This is a genomic window from Bradyrhizobium sp. Leaf396, assembly GCF_001424605.1.
GTDB lineage: Bacteria > Pseudomonadota > Alphaproteobacteria > Rhizobiales > Xanthobacteraceae > Bradyrhizobium > Bradyrhizobium japonicum_C.
On record NZ_LMQJ01000001.1, the window covers coordinates 64,843 to 84,297 of the forward strand.

Genomic DNA, 19,455 nt, shown 5'->3' on the forward strand with positions numbered 1-19,455 from the left:
CGCCGTTTTACGCAAGAGGCCAGCGCGGTTCAACCCGCGGAACTCTGAGCACGACGAGATTAATAGTCGGTGCGATCCGGCAATTGGCCGTCATGCGCGAGATCGCCGAAGCGCGTGACCGATGCATCGAAGTGCAGCTCCACCGTGCCGGTGGGGCCGTGTCGCTGCTTGCCGATGATGACTTCGGCGCGGCCCACCGTGCGCTCCATGTCGGCCTGCCATTTGGCGTGCTCCTCGGTGCCGGGGCGCGGCTCCTTCATGGCGAGGTAGTATTCCTCGCGGAACACGAACAGCACGACGTCGGCGTCCTGCTCGATCGAGCCGGATTCGCGCAGGTCCGAGAGTTGCGGGCGCTTGTCGTCGCGCGATTCCACCTGACGCGACAGCTGGGACAGCGCAATCACGGGGACGTTGAGCTCTTTGGCGAGCGCCTTCAGGCTGGTCGTGATCTCCGTGATCTCCTGCACGCGGCTGTCGCTGGCGCGCTTGCCCGAGCCCGAGAGCAGCTGGATGTAGTCGATCACCAGAAGGTCGAGGCCCTTCTGGCGCTTGAGCCGGCGCGCGCGCGCCATCAGCTGCGCGATCGAAAGGCCGCCGGTCGCGTCTACGTAGAACGGCAGCGATTGCAGCTCGATCGAGACCTGGCGGATCTTCTCGAAATCGGCTTCCGAGATGCCGCCGCGGCGGATGTGGGAGGAGGGGATCCCGGTGCGCTCGGCGACGATACGCGTGGCGAGCTGGTCGGCCGACATTTCGCACGAGAAGAAGCCGATCACGCCGCCATTGGCGGCCTTCATGGTGCCGTCGGCCTGCAATTCTGGAACGTAGGCTTGCGCGACATTGTAGGCGATGTTGGTGGCAAGTGACGTCTTGCCCATGCCGGGACGCCCGGCGACGATGATGAGGTCGGAGGCCTGCAGGCCGCCCATCTTGGTGTCGAGGTCGCGCAGGCCCGTCGAGATGCCCGACAGCTTGCCGTCGCGCTGGAATGCCTTCGCCGCAAGATCGACTGCGACCGTCAGCGCCTGCGAGAACTTCTGGAAGCCGCCGTCATAGCGGCCGGACTCGGCAAGTTCGTAGAGCTTGCGTTCGGCGTCCTCGATCTGCGCCCGCGGCTGGAAGTCAACGGGGGCGTCATAGGCGACATTGACCATGTCCTCGCCGATGCCGATCAGGTCACGCCTGAGCGACAGGTCATAGACGGTGCGGCCATAGTCCTGGGCGTTGATGATGGTGGTGGCTTCGGCGGCGAGCCGGGCCAGATACTGCCCGATGGTCATGCCGCCGACGTCGGTATCGGCGGGCAGGAACGTCTTCAGCGTGACGGGCGTCGCGATCTTGCCCATCCGGATCAGGCTGCCGGCGGTCTCGAAGATTGTCTGGTGCAGCGGCTCGAAGAAGTGCTTCGGCTCCAGGAAATCGGAGACGCGGTAGAAGGCGTCGTTGTTGACCAGGATCGCGCCCAGAAGGCTCTGTTCCGCCTCAATATTGTGCGGCGCGCTCCGATAGGTCGGAGTTCCGGCATCGGGCGCGAGTTTGAGAACGTTCGAATCAGTCAGGGCCATGGTCGGACGTAGTTAGCAATTTTCTTGGGCGGATGCGGGGCCGGGATAAAGCGCCGACGCAGGCGAAAGCGGAAGCGAAAGCTGACTGCTATCAACCGCTCAGTGAAAATGGTGGATGACTGGCAGTCCCGGCACGCGCCGTGCTTGACGGACTTTCGTGGAACTCGCCGGTCTCGGAAGCTGCGGTGGGCCGCGGAAAAATCCTGAAACCCATGAACCCTGTAGACGGGCGCGCAGACCTATCAGAAGCGCGTGAAACGAGGCCCGCTGGCCGCGTTCGGCTCCAGCTCAGACCAGGAGGAGGTAGACGAGCGCAACCACGGCAGCCCCGACGCCGGTGACGATCAGGGCGAAATCGGTGCGGAGGTCGTCCTGCACATCGAAGGAGGATCGGGTCTCTTTGCTCATGGCGACGGTCTAAGCCAAGCCCGACCCGATTTATGTGAAGCAGATCACATCTCCCCGGATTCTTTCGGGGATTATGCCGGAACCGGCAGGCGGGCCGGAGGTTGTCCCAATCCCGCCGGAACGAACACGAGGCGAGCGATGCGGCCAGAACGGCAGCACCAGAACTGGCGAAGCGAGGCAGGCAGCCGGCATTGGCTGTCCGGGTTGATCGCGGCCATGAAGCAAGCAGAACGCCCCGAGGTGCGTCGTCAGCCGGTCGCCCCCGAAATCCTGTTGGAGTTGCGGGCGCAGCTGGCGTTAACGGCCTCTTTGCGGTCCTCTCGGATTTCGACCATTGGCGCCTTCAACAAGGGGCCTGGGCCTATTCACCAGCGAGCTTGAGCCTGGGCTGGGTCGCGCCTTCGCGCGCCCGCAGCAGTGCTTCCTCCCGGGGGAGGTACTCGCGGGTCATCGGCACCACGCCCTGACGGCGTGTCAGCTGAATCTGGAAGTTCATCATCGCTTGCTTGCGGAACGTCATCTCGCAGGCCGCCAGATAGAACTCCCACATCAGGGCAAAGCGTTCGTCGTAGAGCTGCACGGCCTCTTCGCGCCGGGCGATGAAGCGCTCTCGCCAGGCCTTCAGCGTCTCGGCATAGTGCAGGCGCAAGATCTCGATGTCGGTGACCAGCAGGCCCGCGCGCTCGATCGCCGGCAGCACCTCCGAGAGGGCGGGAATGTAGCCGCCGGGAAAGATGTATTTGGCGATCCAGGGATTGGTCGAATCCGGACCCTGCGAACGGCCGATCGCGTGCAGCAGCATGATGCCGTCCTCGTCCAGCAGTTCGGCGCAGCGCTGGAAATAGGCATCATAGAACCTTGCCCCGACGTGTTCCAGCATTCCCACCGAGACGATACGGTCGAACGTACCGTCGATGTCGCGATAGTCCTGGAGCAGGAATCGGGCCGAGCCGCTCAGGCCCTTCTCAGCCGCGCGAGCATTGGCTACCTGCAATTGCTCGGTCGACAGCGTTACCCCGGTCACGTCGGCGCCCGCGATCTCGGCGAGATAGAGGCCGAGACCTCCCCAGCCGGAGCCGATGTCGAGCACGCGCTGGCCGTCCCTGATGAGAAGCTTCGCTGCAATGTGCCGCTTCTTGGCAAGCTGCGCGTCGTCCAGTGACATCTCGGGCGTTTCGAAATAGGCGCAGCTATATTGCTTGTCGGCGTCGAGAAAGAGCGAATAGAGCCGGCCGTCGAGATCGTAGTGATGAGCAACGTTGTGGCGGGCGCGGGCGCGGGGATTGAACTGCTTGAGGTGCCGCGTCAGGTAGCGCAGGTGCCACCACGGTTTTGCCCACTGCGGCAATAGGTCGGGTTGATCGAGCAGGATGGCGAGGGCATCTGCTATCGTGCCGCGCTCGACGACGAACTCGCCGTCCATATAGGCCTCGCCGAGCCCGAGCTCTGGATTGACGAGGACCTTCCGCTCGGCGTCCGCGGTGACGAAGCGGACCGCGACCGGCTCGCCAGAGCCGTCGCCGACGGTGAACTTCGATCCGCTTGCGCAGGTCACCGTCATCGACCCGCGGCGGATGAATTGAGACAGGAATTTACGCAACAAACGGTCCATCGACATTTCCTCTCGAGCGAACCCGAAAGATGCGACTAACCCGGCTTTCACATCCCACGCCCAGGCGCCGCAGCGGTTCCTATGCGTTTGCATGCAAATCTAGCGAGGCGGTTGGGGCCGCGCCATTGCGCGGTATTCAAAGCCGATATTCGAAAATGCCTCGATCACATCCTCGCGCGGGGGAAGCCTGCTTCCATTCGCGGCTCAATCGGTTAAAAGGTGACCGCGCCGCGCCATTTGCCGGCTGCGTTTTGCGGAATTCATTGGAGATCATGGGATGTCGAGCCGAGCGCTCAGCCTCGCGACGGTATTGCTTCTGATCGGCTTCGCAGTGGCCGATTCCGTTCTAGCGCAGCCGACGAATCTCGAAGCCGGCAAGACCCCCTCCCAGCTTTTCGCTCAGACCTGCAATGTCTGCCACAAGAGCCCACGCGGACTTCTGAAGTCTGTGGCGCCGGGCTCGCTGCCGGGCTTCCTGCGTCAGCATTACACGACGAGCTCGGACATGGCGGGCGTCCTTGCGACCTATCTGATCTCCAACGGCGCCACCGACACCCGCTACCAGGCCAAGGACGGCAAGAAGGACGGCGCCGCTGCGGGTCAGTCGCCTGAGCATCAGGGCCGCCGCCAGCGCTCGCAGGAGGCCAGGCCGGAGGGCGAGGGTGCCGCTCCGGCCGGTGATGGCCCGCGACCGAAGCGCGCTGCACGGCCACCGGCAGAGGACGGCTCGCAGCCGGAGGGACAGGAAGCGCCCGAGGCACGTAAGGGCAAGCGGCGGGTTAAGCCGGGCACCCAAGATGCTCCGAAGGCCGATGCCGCCGCGCCGGCGACCGAGGACAAGAAGAGCGAGCCGAAGCCAGAGACCGTCAAGCCCGACGGCGCCAAAGTCGAGCCCGACAGCGGCAAGGCTGCCGAGAAGCCAGCGGAGACCAAGCCGGAGAGCCCGAGAGTCGAGCCGCGCGGCAGCGAGCCTCCGGCTTTGCGATCCGAGCCGGCCCCGCAAGTGACGCCGGCTGCACCTGCCGCAGCGAAGCCCGCCGAACCGGCGATACCCAAGCCGGCGGATGAGGCTGCTTCCAAGCCGGCTGCACCTGCGGCAAGCTCCGAACCTGCGGCCAAGCCGGCGCAGGCGGAGCCCGCGGCTCCTGCCGCCCCGCCCGCGGCGCCGGCTGCGTCATCCGGTCCGCCGGCACCGCCGATTTCGCGCTAAGTTCTCTGGATTGACATGTGGAGGCCGCTTGATCGCGGCCTCCATATTGTCTTGACCGCCATTAGAGTACTGCTCTAGAGTTGAACTCTAGGAGGCGTCGATGCGGACGAGTGTGCGTGACGATCTTTTGGCAGCCGGACTGATGGTGTTCGACCGCGTCGGCTTCGAGGCAGCGACCGTGGCCGCTATCCGCACCCGTGCGCGCGCCTCCAATGGCAGCTTCTTTCACGCGTTCGGCTCGAAGAAGGAGCTCGCCGGTGCGCTGCTTCTGGAAGTCTTGCGGCACTATCATGCCGCGATGCTGGCCGCGCTCGATCCCATTCCCGATGCTGAGCAGGGTATCGATCGCCTGATCCGGGCGCACCTTGACTGGGTCGTCACCAGCCGGCGCGAAGCTCGGTACCTCTTCGAGATTTCGCGTGGCGAATGGGCCGACGACGTGCGCGACGCCCAGCGCGCACAGAATGCGCGACTTGCCGAGGGGATCGAGCGCTGGCGTGCGCCGTTGGTCGCGAGGGGGGAACTCCTGCCGATGCCGCCGATGATGTTCATAAGCCAGCTGATTGGCCCGGCGCAGATCTTCTGCCGCGCCTTCCTCTCGGGACGCGACCGCACTGATCCGCGCAACGGGGTCGACACGCTGATCGCCTGCGCCAACCGTGCGCTCCGGCCATTCGACCGCATCATCAAGCAATGAGGAGAGACTGCATGCGAGCCGAAGCTGATCCGGAATTCGCGCATATTTCCGAGCGCATCCACGCCAATGTCGGCCGGCAGGGCTTCATGAACCTGGTCGGCGCGGAGCTATCAGAATTGTCACGCGGGACCTGCACGATCGCAGTGGAGCGGCGGCCGGAGCTGCTGCAGCAGCACGGCTTCTTCCATGGCGGCGTTACGGCCTTCCTGGTCGATAACGCCACGACGATCGCTGCGGCCACTTCGCGCGGCCAGCCGGCGCTGACGGCTGAATACAAGCTCAATTTGTTGTCGCCGGCAGTCGGCGAAAAGCTGATCTGCCGTGCCCGGGTGATCAAGCCGGGCCGTCAGGTCGCGGTGGTGGCGGCCGATGTGTTCTGCGTCAAGGATGGTGTCGAGAAGCATACGGCCACCGCGCTGGCATCCATCGCGATGCTGAACGAGGACGTTGCCGGCAAAACGAAAAGCCCGGCCGCCTGAGGCAGCCGGGCTGATCCATTCTCTGTTGTCATTGCCGGGCCTTGACCCGGCAATCCATCTTCTTGGGCGGACGCTCGCGTGATGGATGCGCGGGTCAACCCCGCGCATGACGAGTTCTACGTGCCGCTTACTTCTCGTCCGCGGCCGGCGCCGGCTCGACTTCGTCCTGCTGGGCCTCCGGATCGAAGAACTCGCCGGCAGCGGCAATCGCTTCGGCCGCTGCGTCGCGGTCCTCGTTGCGGGTCGAGATGTCCTCGCCGCGGTTGATGCGCTCGGCCTCGTCCTGGCTGCGGGCGACCGTCACGGTGATCTCGACCTCGACCTCGGGGTGAACCGCAACCGTGACCGTGTGCTTGCCGATGGTCTTGATCGGCGCGTCGAGCTGCACCTGCGGGCGGTCGAGGTGGACGCCGTCGGTTTCGAACGCCATGACGATGTCGCGCACGGTGACCGAGCCGAACAGCTGGCCGGCTTCGGATGCCTGGCGGATCACGATGATGTTCTTGCCTTCGATCTTCTCGGCGACCTTGGACGCCTCGCCTTTGGCCTTGAGGTTGCGGGCTTCGAGCTCGGCCTTCATGCCGTCATACTTGGCCCGGTTATCGGCGGTGGCGCGCAGCGCCTTACCGCGCTTGAGCAGGAAATTGCGCGCGTAGCCGTCGCGAACCTTCACGACTTCGCCCATCTGGCCCAGCTTGTTGACGCGTTCCAGCAAAATGACTTCCATATCCGTTCTCCTTTTGAAGTGTTCTGTAGGTTGAGTTTCGGGGTGACTTAAGGGGTCGGCAGGGGTGGCGGCTGCCGGCTGCGCAGGAAGCGCTCGCGGAAGCCGAAGACGGAATCGGCAAGGCCGAGGATCACCACCGCGATCATGGGCCATCCGAACACGACGACGACGGCGTAGGCCGAGCTGAGCCAGAACGTGCGGCCCTTCAACGCAAGCGTCAGCGTATGCAGCACGGCAAAGCCGGTCAGCGCGTAAGCCATCAGCAGCGCGGCCGTGGCGATCTGCGCGACGATGGCGAGCAGCCCGCCGGTGAAGGAAAAGGCGAGCGCGATGCAGAGCGCCACCAGCGTCATCGGCGGCAGCTCGGCCGCCATCAGATCGGGCCAGGGACGGCGCAGCCGGCCCGACGTCGCGGTTACCTTGGCACTGAGCCAGAGGTTGAGAGTTAGCGTCATCATCGCGACAATGGTGGCGGCGGCTGGGGCGATGCGCACCAGCGCGTCCACCAACTGGCTGGCCTCGCCCGAGGTTTGCGGATCGGTGGTGCGGAGGAGGCGCATCAGGCCGCGCCGCAGCGTGCCGATGATGGTTTCGGCGTCGGTGCCGAGCGTGAGCAAGGCAGCCATCGTCGTCAGCGTGGCGAAGCCTGCGATCCAGAGCAGGATGCGGCCAACCGGGTACCACTCGATCTCGACCTTCGCCTCCGTCGGCGGCCCGGCGGTTGTGCCCTCCGGCGCGGCACTTCCCAACTGCCGGCCGAGCAGGACGAGATGGCCGAGCCACCAGGCCGGCAACGCGACGGTAACGGCGAAGGCGATGCAGTAGGGGAGGCCGAACAGCGCGCCGAGGCCGATCGCGGCGGCAATGCCGCCGAGGCTGGCACAGAGCGGCCCCCAGCCAATGGCGGCGACCATGAGCGGCAGCGGCGCGAGGTAGAACAGGGCGAGCGAGATCAGCGCGCCCGACGCTATCGAGGCGAACATCAGGGCCGACGCCGCGCCGGCGATCAGGGCTATCAGTGCAAACGCCATCATCAGCTGTCCCGCTCCCTTCGAGCGGTTAGAGGCATCGTTCGCCCCAACCATCGGCGACCGGACGACCCGGAAGCCTTATGAGTTCAGAAAGTGACGACCGGCGGCCGAGCGGCCGCCGGTCGGATCGGCTTGTATCAGCGAATGACGTAGGGCAGCAGGCCCAGGAAGCGCGCGCGCTTGATGGCGCGGGCGAGTTCACGCTGCTTCTTCGCGGACACGGCAGTGATGCGGCTCGGCACGATCTTGCCGCGCTCGGACACGTAACGCATCAGCAGTTTGGAGTCCTTGTAGTCGATCTTAGGCGCATTGGCGCCCGTGAACGGGCAGCTCTTGCGACGACGGAAAAACGGGCGACGTGCACCAGCTTCAGCCATTGGTCTTACTCCCCATCCGTGGTTTCAGCTTCGTCGCGCGGACGGCGCGGACCGCGATCGCCGCGGAAGCCGCCCTCGCGGTCGCCCCGGAAGCCGCCTTCGCGCTCGCCGCGGAAGCCGCCGCCACGGTCATCACGTTCCCGATCGCGATCGGCCTTGCGCATCATGGCCGACGGGCCTTCCTCGAGCTCCTCGACGCGGACGCTGAGATAACGGATCACGTCTTCGCTGATGCGCTCCTGGCGCTCGATTTCGGCGATCGCCGCGGACGGCGCGTCGATGTTGAGCAGCACGAAGTGCGCCTTGCGGTTCTTGTTCATGCGGTAGGTGAGGGACCGCACGCCCCAATTCTCGGTCTTGGTGACCTTGCCGCCGAGACCCTCGACAATACCGGTCATCTGCGCAGTCAGCTCTTCGACCTGCTGCGGGCTCGCGTCCTGACGCGCGAGAAAGACATGCTCGTAAAGAGGCATGGACGTCCTTTCCTCATGTTGGCGCATCACCCGGCGTCAAGCCCTTAAGAGACCTTCGGAAAGGACTCTGGGATCAAGCTCAGAAGGCGGAAACACGGGACGACGGGCCGACTGGCCCTGCCACACCAAAATCACGAATGATTTGCTGAGACCGTCCGTTCAGCTCCCGGCCGGGGTCTGCGGATGCGCGCCTTATACGGATTTTGGCCGGCTTTGCAAGGTTGGGCGGGCATTTTCGGCCCGCTCGTCGCTCAACACCGGACCTTCCTTCATGCGGATCGGCGCTTGACCTGTTTGTTTGTATATCATACAAATAATGCAGCAAAGAGAATTTCATGGCGGAAACCTCGGCCCAGGAGCCGCTCCAGGCGGCGGGTGATCCTAAGCATACCGCGCGCGCGACGCGCTCGGCCGGGCGCAAGATGCGATCGCTGCTCTTGGATGCGGCGAGCCCGCTGTTTCGCGAGCGGGGGTTGTCGGGGACGGCGATCACCGATATCGCCACCGCCGCGAACGCCTTCCCTAGCCAGATCACCTATTATTTCCGCACCAAGGAGGCGCTGTTCGTCGAATGCGCCTGCCGCGAATTGCTGTACCTGGCGCGCGCCACAGAGCGGACGGCGCTGCAGGCGTGCTCGCCCCAGGAATACACACGCACGCTGGCGGAGACCGTGACGGCGAGCGATTCGGTCGCCTTCTTCGCGGAAGCATTGACACTGACGCGTCGGCGCCAGGATCTCGCACCCCTGGTCGAGCGTACCATCGAGCGCCTGCACGGCGAAGGCGCGCGCGCCTATGCGAGCCAGGTCGCACGGCACGGTTGGCGCTCGCTCCGGGCGCCCGACGAAAGTTCGCGGAGATTCTGGGCCGTCGCCATCGGCGTCATTCTCGAGGGTTACGCGATGGGCCGTTCGCCCGAGCAGCTTTGTGCCGAGATGTTGCGCGTGCTCGGAGAGCAGGCGAAATCCGCGAACGACACGGGGCGCCTGCGTCTCGTCGAGGAGCCTGATGCATCAAGCAATTCGAACGGAGAGGGTTAGGCCATGACCGCGCTTCGCATGCGTGCCCGGGATTTCCTGACCGATGATCAACTGGCCGACGTGCGCCAGCGCGTCACCTAGAAGGGCGTCGCACTCATTGCGCACGCCTGGGCGCTGATCATTGGTGCGATCGCTCTGGTTGCGTGGTGGCCCAATCCGATCACCTACATCGTCGCCGTCGCCATCATCGGCTCGCGCCAGCTTGGCCTTGCGATCCTGATGCATGACGGTGCGCATGGCTGCCTGTCCGCCGACGAAAAGACCAATCTGGCGCTGAGCCAGTGGTTCTGCGCATATCCGCTGTTTGCGGAGACGCGCAGCTACCGGCGCTATCACCTGCAGCATCATGCGCGCACGCAGCAGGAGGACGATCCCGACCTCGTGCTGTCGGCGCCGTTTCCCATCACCAAGATCAGCTACCGCCGCAAGTTCATTCGCGACATCACCGGCCAGACCGGTTATCAGCAGCGCAAGGCGCAATTGCTCAACGCGCTTGGGCCGAAAGACTGGCCCTGGCGCCAGCGTGCGGCGCATTTCTGGGAGAAGCTTGGCCCGCAATGTGTGGTCAATGCGATCATGCTTGTGGCGCTCGCCGCGGCGGGCGTCTGGTGGGCCTATCCACTGCTCTGGCTGGTGCCGCTCCTGACCTGGATGATGGTCATCACCCGGATCCGCAATATCGCAGAGCATGCCGTTGTTCCCGACAGCAGCGACCCGTTGCGCAACACCCGCACGACGCATGCCAATTTTCTTGAGCGCCTGTTCATCGCGCCCTACTACGTGAACTACCACCTCGAGCATCATCTCTTGTTCTACGTGCCTTGCTACAATCTGCCGAAGGTGCATCGTCTGCTGAGTGCGAGCCGGTACGCAGGTCGTATGGAAGTCCAGCCGAACTACGCCGCGGTGCTGCGGCTGGCGACGGCAAAGCCGAACCGCGAAGATCGGCCCGGGCAACTTGTCAGCAGTGCGCGCCGCGCACAGGCCGGGGCAGAGGTCGACGCCAACCAGACCGCCGGCGGGTTTTGAGCGGGCGCATTCCCCCGTTGAACGAGGGGCCAAGCTCCCGTCTCGGCTTGACAGTGCGGCCCCGGACGGTGTCTACGGCCCCCTCTGGAGCATGATCCGGAACCATGGTCCGAGGCCGTGCGTAATCGGCTGCTGGTTCTCGCAGGGATCATGCCTGACAAGCAGGGAGCGCCGATGACGGCTGCATTCACATTTCCGGGGCAGGGTTCCCAGGCGGTCGGCATGGGCAAGGCCCTGGCCGACGCCTTCCCGGTCGCGCGCGCCGTGTTCGACGAGGTCGATGCCGCGCTCGGGGAGAAACTGACGGCTGTCATCTGGGACGGTCCGGCTGAAACTCTCCAGCTGACTGAGAACGCCCAGCCGGCGCTGATGGCGGTATCCATCGCCACCCTCCGCGTGCTCGAGGCTGAGGCTGGTTTTTCCGTGGGACGAGACGCAGCCTTCGTCGCCGGCCACTCGCTCGGCGAGTATTCGGCGCTGGCCGCGGCCGGCAGCCTGACGGTTTCGGATACCGCCCGGTTGCTTCGCACGCGCGGTCTCGCAATGCAAAAGGCCGTCCCGGTCGGTGCCGGAGCCATGGCCGCGCTGCTCGGTCTCGACTACGAGGCCGCCATGGAGGTCGCAGGCGAGGCGGCGCAAGGGCAGGTCTGCCAGGCCGCCAACGACAATGGCGGCGGGCAGGTGGTCGTCTCCGGCGACAAGACAGCGGTCGATCGCGCCGTCGAGATTGCCAAAGCCAAGGGCGCCAAGCGCGCGATGCTGCTGCCCGTCTCCGCACCGTTCCATTGCAAGCTGATGCAGCCCGCTGCGGACGCCATGGCAGAGGCGCTGTCGAAGGTCGCGATCAAGGCACCGGCCGCGCCGCTGGTGTCCAACGTGCTGGCGAGCGCCATCAACGATCCCGACGAGATCCGGCGTCGTCTGGTCGAGCAGGTCACCGGCACGGTGCGCTGGCGCGAGTCGGTTGCCTATATGGCAGGGCGGGGCGTCACCCATTTCTTCGAGATCGGCGCGGGCAAGGTGCTGACCGGTCTCGTCAAGCGTATTGCCGACGGCGCCGTTGGCGTTGCGGTCGGTGGCCCCAACGACATTGCCGCCGCCAAGGATGCATTGGCCGCTGCGAAGCAGGCCTAGAGGAGTTGTATCGATGTTCGACCTGACTGGCCGAAAGGCGCTCGTTACCGGCGCGACCGGCGGCATCGGCGGCGCAATCGCACAGGCGCTCCACGCGCAAGGCGCCACCGTGGCGATATCAGGAACGCGGAAGGAAGTGCTGGACGAGCTTGCCGGCAAGCTCGGCGAACGCGCGCATGTGCTGCCCTGTAATCTTTCCAAGGCCGATGAGGTCGAGGCGCTGGTGCCGGCTGCGGAAGCGGCAATGGGCCAGGTCGACATTCTGATCGCCAATGCCGGCATCACGCGCGACAATCTCTTCGTGCAACTCCGTGACGAGGACTGGGACGAAGTCATCAACGTCAATCTGACTGCGACCTTCCGCCTGGCGCGCGCTGCGACCAAGCTGATGATGCGCAAGCGCTTCGGTCGCATTATTGCGATCACCTCGGTGGTCGGCGTCACCGGTAATCCCGGGCAGGGCAATTACACCGCGTCGAAGGCGGGGTTGATCGGTATGATCAAGACCTTGGGTGCCGAATACGCCAAGCGTGGCGTCACCGCGAACTGCATCGCGCCGGGCTTCATCAAGACGCCGATGACGGATGCGCTCAACGACAAGCAGCGTGAAACGATTCTGACCAAGGTTCCGGCCGCCCGCCTGGGGACGCCCGAGGACATCGCGGCGGCCGCCGTCTACCTGAGTTCGAACGAGGCGTCCTATGTCACCGGCCAAACCATCCACGTCAACGGCGGCATGGCCATGATCTGATGCTTCGTGCCGTCTCGCGCGTCGGGGCGGGGCGGGATGCGGCAAACGGCCGTTTCCGGAGCGAAATGAGGCTTGTAGTCAAGGCAATTGAAGTATGATAACCGGACCATCAACGGATGGGCAAAGAACGCCATTGCAGGTTTTTGAAACCCTGTATATTGGCGATGCGGAGCCTTTGGCCGTCGTTCGCCCGGGCCTGCATCGGTTGGGATGGGCCAATCAAAGTTCGTAAGCGAAGGCAGTCAAACGACCACGACGGCTCGTATCGTCCCGGGGGGTCGGGTCTACAGGGAACAACACGAGGTTAAGCAATGAGTGACATTGGCGAGCGGGTTAAGAAGATCGTGGTCGAACACCTTGGTGTTGAACCCGAGAAGGTTGTCGACAACGCGAGCTTCATCGACGACCTCGGCGCCGACAGTCTGGACACCGTCGAGCTAGTGATGGCGTTCGAAGAGGAATTCGGTTGCGAGATTCCGGACGACGCCGCGGAAACGATTCTCACCGTCGGCGACGCCACGAAATTTCTCGAGAAGAACGCGAAGAGCTAAGGCTCTTTCATTTCGCGGGGAAGAACATTGAAACCGGACGGGCCGCTTCGCAGCGGTCAGCCGGTTTCTTGTTATTGGCCGTGAATCTTTCGATGCGGAGTTTTCGGATATGAGGCGGGTCGTCGTCACAGGTCTCGGCATGGTTTCGCCACTCGGCTGTGGCGTCGAGCCGACCTGGAAACGCATCCTCAACGGCGAAAGCGGTGCGCGCAGGATCGAGAGCTTCGACGTCTCCGATCTGCAGACCAAGATCGCCTGCACGGTGGTGCGCGGCGACGGGACCAACGACAGCTTCAATCCCGACAAGTGGATGGAGCCGAAGGACCAGCGCAAGGTCGACGACTTCATCATCTTCGGCATGGCCGCGGCCGGCCAGGCGCTCGACGATGCCAACTGGCATCCGGAGACTGAAGAGGACAAATGCGCGACCGGCACGATGATCGGGTCCGGCATCGGCGGTCTCAACGGTATCGCCGAGACCGCGATCCTGCTCAAGGAACGCGGGCCGCGCCGGGTCTCGCCGTTCTTCATTCCGGGCCGCCTCATCAATCTCGCCTCCGGCTATGTCTCGATCGCGCATGGGCTGAAGGGGCCGAATCATTCGGTGGTCACGGCCTGCTCGACCGGGGCGCACGCGGTCGGCGATGCCGCTCGCCTGATCGCGCTTGGCGATGCCGATGTGATGGTTGCTGGCGGCGCCGAGTCGCCGATCAGCCGCATCGGCATTGCCGGCTTCAACGCCGCGCGCGCGCTGTCGACAGGTTTCAACGAGACGCCCGAGAAGGCCTCGCGCCCCTATGACAAGGACCGTGACGGCTTCGTGATGGGTGAGGGCGCGGGCGTCCTGGTACTCGAGGAACTCGATCATGCCAGGCGCCGCGGCGCGAGGATCTACGCCGAGGTGATCGGCTACGGCCTCTCCGGCGATGCCTATCATATCACCTCGCCATCGCCCGACGGCGATGGCGGCTTCCGCAGCATGTCGGCAGCACTCAAGCGCGCCGGACTCACGGCCTCCGATCTCGACTACATCAACGCGCACGGCACCTCGACGCCGCTCGGCGACGAGATCGAGCTCGGCGCGGTCGAGCGTCTGCTCGGCAACGCCGCATCGAAAGTTGCGATGTCCTCGACCAAGTCGTCGACAGGTCATCTCCTCGGTGCGGCCGGTGCTATCGAAGCGATCTTCGCGATTCTCGCGATTCGCGATAATGTCGTGCCGCCGACGATCAATCTCGACAATCCCTCGGTCGAGACTGCGATTGATCTCGTGCCGCACAAGGCGAAGCAACGTGAGGTCAATGTCGCATTATCGAACTCTTTTGGTTTTGGCGGTACCAATGCGTCGGTCATCGTCCGGCGCTTGGCAAGTTAGTTGCGTTTGAGACGAATCCACCGTTTTGCCGTATTCGGCGATAGTCATGGACGTGGGCGCGTGCATTTTGGCAGGGCAAGCGGGTTTGTCAGGCCGCGATTGAACCGGCAGGATTCAGGTTGTTTCGATGAGTGAAAGGCCGCCCATTTCGCCCCGGAGCCCGCGGGCAGCGCTCGAGCCTGAGCAGCTTCCGCCGCCGCCCAAGCGGTCGGACCGCGCACGCAATCCGCTCGTGGTCGTCGGCAACGCCATCATCACCCTTCTCTTGATCGCCATGCTCGGTGCCGGCGGCGTCTATTATTACGGCCGGCAGGTGTTGGAAGCCCCCGGGCCGCTGCAAGAGGACAAGATCGTCAACATCCCGCAGCGTGCCGGCAAGCGTGACATTGCCGAGACGCTGAACCGGGAAGGCGTGACCGACGTCAATCCCTGGGTGTTCATCGCGAGCGTCGCCGCGCTGAAGGCGAGCTCGGACCTTAAGCCGGGTGAATATTCCTTCCAGAAGAACGCCTCGCTGCGCGACGTCATCGCAACCATTGTCGAAGGCAAGGTGGTGCAGCATGCGGTTACGATCCCCGAAGGCCTGACCTCCGAGCAGATCGTGGCGCGTCTGTCCGACAACGAGATCTTCACCGGCAGCGTGCGCGAGCTGCCGCGCGAAGGCACGCTGCTGCCGGAGACCTACAAATTCCCGCGCGGCACCACGCGCGAGCAGGTGATCCAGCGCATGCAGCAGGCGCACAAGCGCGTGCTGGCCGAGATCTGGGAACGCCGCAATCAGGACATTCCGATCAAGACGCCGGAGCAATTGGTGACGCTGGCCTCGATCGTCGAGAAGGAGACCGGCAAGCCGGATGAGCGCAGCCGGGTCGCCGCGGTGTTCGTCAATCGCCTGAAGCAGAGGATCAAGCTGCAGTCGGATCCGACCATCATCTACGGTCTCGTCGGAGGCAAGGGCACCCTGGGCCGGCCGATCAAGCGCAGCGAGATCACGCAGCCTTCGCCTTACAACACCTACGTGATCGAGGGCCTGCCGCCGGGTCCGATCTCCAACCCAGGCCGCGCTTCGCTCGAGGCCGCCGCCAACCCGGCCCGCACCCGGGACCTCTATTTCGTCGCGGACGGCACCGGCGGGCATGCGTTCACCGAGACCTACGATGCGCACCAGAAGAACGTTGCGAAGCTGCGCGCAATAGAGAAGCAGATCCAGAACGACACGGTCGAACCGGCCGAGGAGGCGCAGCCGCCGGCCGCTGCCGCGCCGGGCGGCGCCGCCGATGCGCCGACGGCGACAACGCCGGCGCGACCCAACCAGCAGAAGAGGCCGCCGGCGGCGCGCCCGGCCAATCCTGCACCGGCTCGGCAGGGCGCGGTGCAGTCCTCGCCACCCGTGGTGCAGCGCTAGGTCTGCGGCCCCTTACCTGCGGACATTGCGGATTCCACTTTCCGGCAAAATAGTCTTAAGATTCGCGTGCCTTGATGGCCTCGCGAATCCCGTGTTCCTGGAGAATCTGAACTGATGGCGCTGTCGTCCATGACCGGCTTTGCCCGAAGCCACGGTGCGAGCGGGCCGTACACGTTCGAATGGGAATTGAAGTCGGTCAATGCCAAGGGCTTTGACCTCAGGGTACGGCTGCCGCAGGGCTTCGACGAACTCGAGGCCCACGCCAAGAAGCGCGCCGGCGAGCTGCTCTCGCGCGGAACCGTCTATGCCAATCTCAACGTCAAGCGCACCAACGCCGCCGCCAGCGTGCGCGTCAACGAGGACGTGCTCAACGCCGTCCTGAAGGCCGCCGCGCTGATCGCCGGAAAGGTCGACGCCGTCGCACCGAGCATCGACGGGTTGCTCGCCATCAAGGGTGTGGTCGAAGTTGCCGAGCCCGAGGGCGATGAGGAAGAGGACAGGGCCGCGCGTGCCGCTGCGGCCGACGCCTTCGACAAGGCGCTCGTCGAGCTCGTCGAGATGCGCAAGCGCGAGGGTACCTCGCTCGGGCAGATCCTGACCCAGCGCGTCGACGAGATCGAGCAGCTGGCGAAGAAAGCGGAAGGTTCGCCCGGCCGAAAGCCGGAGGCGATCAAGGCCAGGCTCGCCGAGCAGATTGCCGCACTGCTCGACACTTCCGATCGTTTCGATTCCGACCGCCTGATGCAGGAGGCGATCCTGATCGCCACCAAGGCCGACATCCGCGAGGAGCTCGACCGCATCGCTTCGCATATCGCGCAGGCGCGCGAGCTGATCGGCAGGGGCGGCCCGATCGGCCGCAAGCTCGACTTCCTGGCGCAGGAGTTTCACCGCGAGGTCAACACCTGCTGCTCGAAGTCGAACGACATCGAGCTCACCAACACGGGACTCGCATTGAAGAATGTTGTCGAGCAGTTCCGCGAGCAGGTCCAGAATCTGGAGTGATCGATGACGACGGGCGGTCACGGAATTGACGGTGTCGAGCGGCGCGGATTGATGTTCGTGCTGTCCTCGCCCTCGGGCGCGGGCAAGACGACGCTGTCGCGGATGTTGCTCGAGCGGGAGCCCGGCCTGAAGATGTCGGTGTCGGCGACCACGCGCGAAAAGCGGCCCGGAGAGGTCGAGGGGCGTGACTATTTCTTCGTCGACAAGCGCAAGTTCGAGATGATGGTGGAGCAGGGCGAACTGCTCGAATGGGCCATCGTGTTTGACAATCTCTACGGGACGCCGCGTGCACCAGTGGAAGCGGCGCTGGCGGCTGGGCAGGACGTGCTGTTCGACATCGACTGGCAAGGCACACAGCAACTGCATCAGAAAGCGAGCGTCGACGTCGTTCGCGTCTTTATCCTACCGCCTTCGGCGGCCGACCTCGAGAAGCGCCTGCATTCGCGGGCGCAGGATTCCGACGAGGTGATCCGCAAGCGCATGAGCCGCGCCAGCCACGAGATGAGCCACTGGGCCGAGTACGACTACATCGTGATCAATCACGACGTCGACCAGGCCTTTGCCGAGGTGCAGTCGATCCTGAAGGCCGAACGCCTCAAGCGCGAGCGGCGGATCGGCCTCGTAGGCTTCGTTCGAAGTTTGCAAGGTCAGCTTCAAGGTTAGGTCGCGACAGGCGCGGCCCTTCCTTCGCCAGCTGTTCCAGCATCGTCGTGATCACGTCGATGTCGACGGCCTCGGCGCCGCGAGCTGTCGGCGCCTCATTGCGATTCTCGCCTCTCTCATTTGCGGCGAGCTTGGGGGAAGCAGCCCCGATCTCGAATTCGCGTTCGAGCCGCTTGACCTCGATCTCCTCGCTTCTCGTCTGCTCCGGCTCTGCGGTCGGGGCGGCAGCATGGCGCTTGCGCGCGTCGACAAGCGCGATCTCGCGGCTGATCGCGGCGAGCTTTGTCGCCTGCTTTGCCGCTCGCGGACGTGCCGCATCGAAGTCGACGGGGCGCGGTGGCAGCGTGTTCGCCGAAGCCGCATCGCGCCAGGGCGCGCGGCTGGCGTCCTGATCCTGCGGCTCCCAATCGTCCCAATAGGCGTGACGGTCAGTGGACTGCAGACGGACGCGCGCCCCGGCCAAGCGGTAGATGACGCTGGCGAGGATTCCGGCGAGCGCAAGCGCGCCGCCGATCACGAGCAGCAGCATCTGGAGCGAGCCGTTCGACTTGTCCGCGGCGATGTCCGCCGCAGCGGGCGCACTGAGGGGCAGGGATTTTGACGGCTTTGCGCTCGGCTGCGCAGCTGCCGCGACCACGGTTGGTGCCGGCGGCGGCGCGGGCGGAGCGGGCGCCGTGGACACATCGGGCCAGGGCGTGGTGGCGGCGGGCTGCTGGGCGTTGCCGTCAGCGGCCTGCTCCGTCGATTGTTGGACCGGCATTATGGCGGCAGGCTGCGGAGGTGCGTTCGGCGCCTTCGAGGCGGCGCCGCTCCGCGGGGTCAGATATTCGGCCCGGGCGTCCTGCACCGCTTGCTGCTGCTGCTGCGGCTGCTGCTGCGCGACTGGCGCATCCGTCGTCGCATTATCGCTCGCGACCTGCGCGGTCTGCACGGTCCTCGCGCTGTCCTTGTCGCCCGCAGCGCGCAGATACCAACATTTCCGCTTGGTCGTGCGCTCCAGGCGGTAGTACCAGTGCTGCCCCTGAGGCGCAGCGTCCTTCGGCGCGGCGAGACAGTCGGGGGCCGCGTTGGCCATGCTCGAAGCAGTTGGCGCATTCTGCGACACCGCGGCTAATGGCGCGCCCGCAACGATGCTGGCGACGAGGGTAGAAATCAACTTTGCGGCGCGGTTGCCCATCCTGGTCTCCCGGTTACGCATGACGCAACTCTCAACCAGCCCCTTCTGGTCAAAGAGTTGGGTGGCAATGAGCCGCAAATCCGGAGACGATGTGGCTTGAATCGGGCCTGCGCGGCTTTGGTTCCTCAGCGGGATGATGCTCGTCGCCAATAGGTTTCCACCTCCGATCGCTCGTCGACGGCCATGACTTCCCACAGGCGCGCGGCAGGTTCCGCCTGCTGTGGTTCATTGTCCGATCAAGGCCGAGCGGCGCGGAAAGCTGGGGCCGCCGATCTATGCCCCGCTGCCCCATTCAGCCTGGACGACCGCCAACCGGGGACTTGAATGCGAGCCTCGCTAGACAGGAAGTCGCGACCGGTAGGGCGCGGTCAGAAGCAGCATGAAGAGCGCTCTTTCGGCTTGGTACTTTGCGGCACGTCGATTTGGTTCACGCCCGTGCACCACGACCACTCCTTGGCTGGTGCAGATGTTCCAGGCCCACTTCCTCCTGCGCTGCACCAGGACCACTTCAAATGTCGGGAACTCGGGTCTGACCATCGCCGCCGCTTCTCGTCAAACATTCAGCATGGACAGACTTGATCCACAGCGCCGGGTTGTGTCTTCACCCATTTGGGTGAAGAAGTGGCTTGGTCTACCAAGGCAAACCTAGTCCAGACTGACGCGTGCTGGGATCAGACCGGACAGACTTCAAAGCCAGCGGACTTCGCAACCCGCGAGAAGCCGGTGCAAAATCATCCCGGTTTGATGCA

General features: G+C 64.7%; 19 protein-coding genes. 12 read left to right on the forward strand and 7 right to left on the reverse strand.

Translation table 11 applies throughout. The annotated features are described in order from the left end of the window. Positions 1-59 precede the first annotated feature (59 nt). The gene (locus tag ASG57_RS00320) at positions 60-1,565 is read right to left on the reverse strand and encodes a replicative DNA helicase (RefSeq protein WP_024338136.1); all 1,506 of its coding nucleotides are present in this window, start codon (positions 1,563-1,565) and stop codon (positions 60-62) included. 769 nt (positions 1,566-2,334) lie between these two features. Then, on the reverse strand, positions 2,335-3,585 hold the full coding sequence (locus tag ASG57_RS00325) for a cyclopropane fatty acid synthase (protein WP_024338134.1): 1,251 nt from the start codon (positions 3,583-3,585) through the stop codon (positions 2,335-2,337). 277 nt (positions 3,586-3,862) lie between these two features. Between ASG57_RS00325 and ASG57_RS00330 the strand changes: the two genes are divergently transcribed. The 3 genes from ASG57_RS00330 (at position 3,863) to ASG57_RS00340 (ending at position 5,971) form a co-directional block, all read left to right on the forward strand. Then, entirely contained in the window at positions 3,863-4,795 is a 933-nt protein-coding gene (locus ASG57_RS00330; RefSeq protein ID WP_024338133.1) for a hypothetical protein, read from the forward strand. Between the two features lie 100 nt (positions 4,796-4,895). Further along, the gene (locus ASG57_RS00335) at positions 4,896-5,492 is read left to right on the forward strand and encodes a TetR/AcrR family transcriptional regulator (protein ID WP_024338132.1); all 597 of its coding nucleotides are present in this window, start codon (positions 4,896-4,898) and stop codon (positions 5,490-5,492) included. Between the two features lie 11 nt (positions 5,493-5,503). Then, positions 5,504-5,971, forward strand: a complete 468-nt coding sequence (locus ASG57_RS00340) for a PaaI family thioesterase (protein WP_024338131.1) — start codon at positions 5,504-5,506, stop codon at positions 5,969-5,971. A 127-nt stretch (positions 5,972-6,098) separates the two neighbouring features. Here ASG57_RS00340 and rplI read toward each other — a convergent pair whose 3' ends face one another. From rplI to rpsF, 4 genes are all read right to left on the reverse strand, one after another. Continuing rightward, positions 6,099-6,698 (reverse strand): 50S ribosomal protein L9, encoded by a 600-nt coding sequence (gene rplI / locus ASG57_RS00345; RefSeq protein WP_024338130.1) that lies wholly within the window; start codon positions 6,696-6,698, stop codon positions 6,099-6,101. Between the two features lie 47 nt (positions 6,699-6,745). After that, positions 6,746-7,732 carry a DUF2232 domain-containing protein gene (locus tag ASG57_RS00350; RefSeq protein WP_024338129.1) on the reverse strand — a complete coding sequence of 329 codons (987 nt, stop codon included), beginning with the start codon at positions 7,730-7,732 and terminating at the stop codon, positions 6,746-6,748. Positions 7,733-7,866: 134 nt separating this feature from the next. Then, the gene (rpsR, locus tag ASG57_RS00355) at positions 7,867-8,106 is read right to left on the reverse strand and encodes a 30S ribosomal protein S18 (RefSeq protein ID WP_007592020.1); all 240 of its coding nucleotides are present in this window, start codon (positions 8,104-8,106) and stop codon (positions 7,867-7,869) included. A gap of 5 nt (positions 8,107-8,111) precedes the next feature. Beyond that, on the reverse strand, positions 8,112-8,579 hold the full coding sequence (gene rpsF / locus ASG57_RS00360; RefSeq protein ID WP_024338128.1) for a 30S ribosomal protein S6: 468 nt from the start codon (positions 8,577-8,579) through the stop codon (positions 8,112-8,114). A 335-nt stretch (positions 8,580-8,914) separates the two neighbouring features. Here rpsF and ASG57_RS00365 point away from each other — a divergent pair, with 335 nt between their 5' ends. The 9 genes from ASG57_RS00365 (at position 8,915) to gmk (ending at position 17,529) form a co-directional block, all read left to right on the forward strand. Next, entirely contained in the window at positions 8,915-9,619 is a 705-nt protein-coding gene (locus tag ASG57_RS00365) for a TetR/AcrR family transcriptional regulator C-terminal domain-containing protein (RefSeq protein ID WP_024338127.1), read from the forward strand. A gap of 96 nt (positions 9,620-9,715) precedes the next feature. Continuing rightward, the gene (locus ASG57_RS00370) at positions 9,716-10,648 is read left to right on the forward strand and encodes a fatty acid desaturase family protein (RefSeq protein WP_230646522.1); all 933 of its coding nucleotides are present in this window, start codon (positions 9,716-9,718) and stop codon (positions 10,646-10,648) included. A 174-nt stretch (positions 10,649-10,822) separates the two neighbouring features. Further along, positions 10,823-11,782: an ACP S-malonyltransferase gene (gene fabD / locus ASG57_RS00375; protein WP_057195594.1), complete on the forward strand. Its 960-nt coding sequence runs from the start codon at positions 10,823-10,825 to the stop codon at positions 11,780-11,782. Between the two features lie 13 nt (positions 11,783-11,795). Then, positions 11,796-12,533, forward strand: coding sequence for a 3-oxoacyl-[acyl-carrier-protein] reductase (fabG, locus tag ASG57_RS00380; protein WP_024338124.1), 738 nt, complete (start codon positions 11,796-11,798; stop codon positions 12,531-12,533). Positions 12,534-12,844: 311 nt separating this feature from the next. Next, a complete protein-coding gene (locus tag ASG57_RS00385) occupies positions 12,845-13,084 on the forward strand; it encodes an acyl carrier protein (protein WP_008551805.1) in 240 nt (79 codons plus the stop codon). 109 nt (positions 13,085-13,193) lie between these two features. After that, positions 13,194-14,459, forward strand: a complete 1,266-nt coding sequence (fabF, locus tag ASG57_RS00390; RefSeq protein ID WP_024338123.1) for a beta-ketoacyl-ACP synthase II — start codon at positions 13,194-13,196, stop codon at positions 14,457-14,459. Positions 14,460-14,586: 127 nt separating this feature from the next. Continuing rightward, positions 14,587-15,864, forward strand: a complete 1,278-nt coding sequence (gene mltG, locus ASG57_RS00395; RefSeq protein WP_024338122.1) for an endolytic transglycosylase MltG — start codon at positions 14,587-14,589, stop codon at positions 15,862-15,864. Positions 15,865-15,978: 114 nt separating this feature from the next. Next, positions 15,979-16,866, forward strand: coding sequence for a YicC/YloC family endoribonuclease (locus ASG57_RS00400; protein WP_024338121.1), 888 nt, complete (start codon positions 15,979-15,981; stop codon positions 16,864-16,866). Between the two features lie 3 nt (positions 16,867-16,869). Further along, entirely contained in the window at positions 16,870-17,529 is a 660-nt protein-coding gene (gmk, locus tag ASG57_RS00405; protein ID WP_024338120.1) for a guanylate kinase, read from the forward strand. On the opposite strand, the gene ASG57_RS00410 is transcribed toward gmk, so the two are convergent. Continuing rightward, on the reverse strand, positions 17,462-18,706 hold the full coding sequence (locus ASG57_RS00410; protein WP_024338119.1) for a hypothetical protein: 1,245 nt from the start codon (positions 18,704-18,706) through the stop codon (positions 17,462-17,464). The genes gmk and ASG57_RS00410 overlap by 68 nt on opposite strands. Positions 18,707-19,455: the final 749 nt, after the last annotated feature.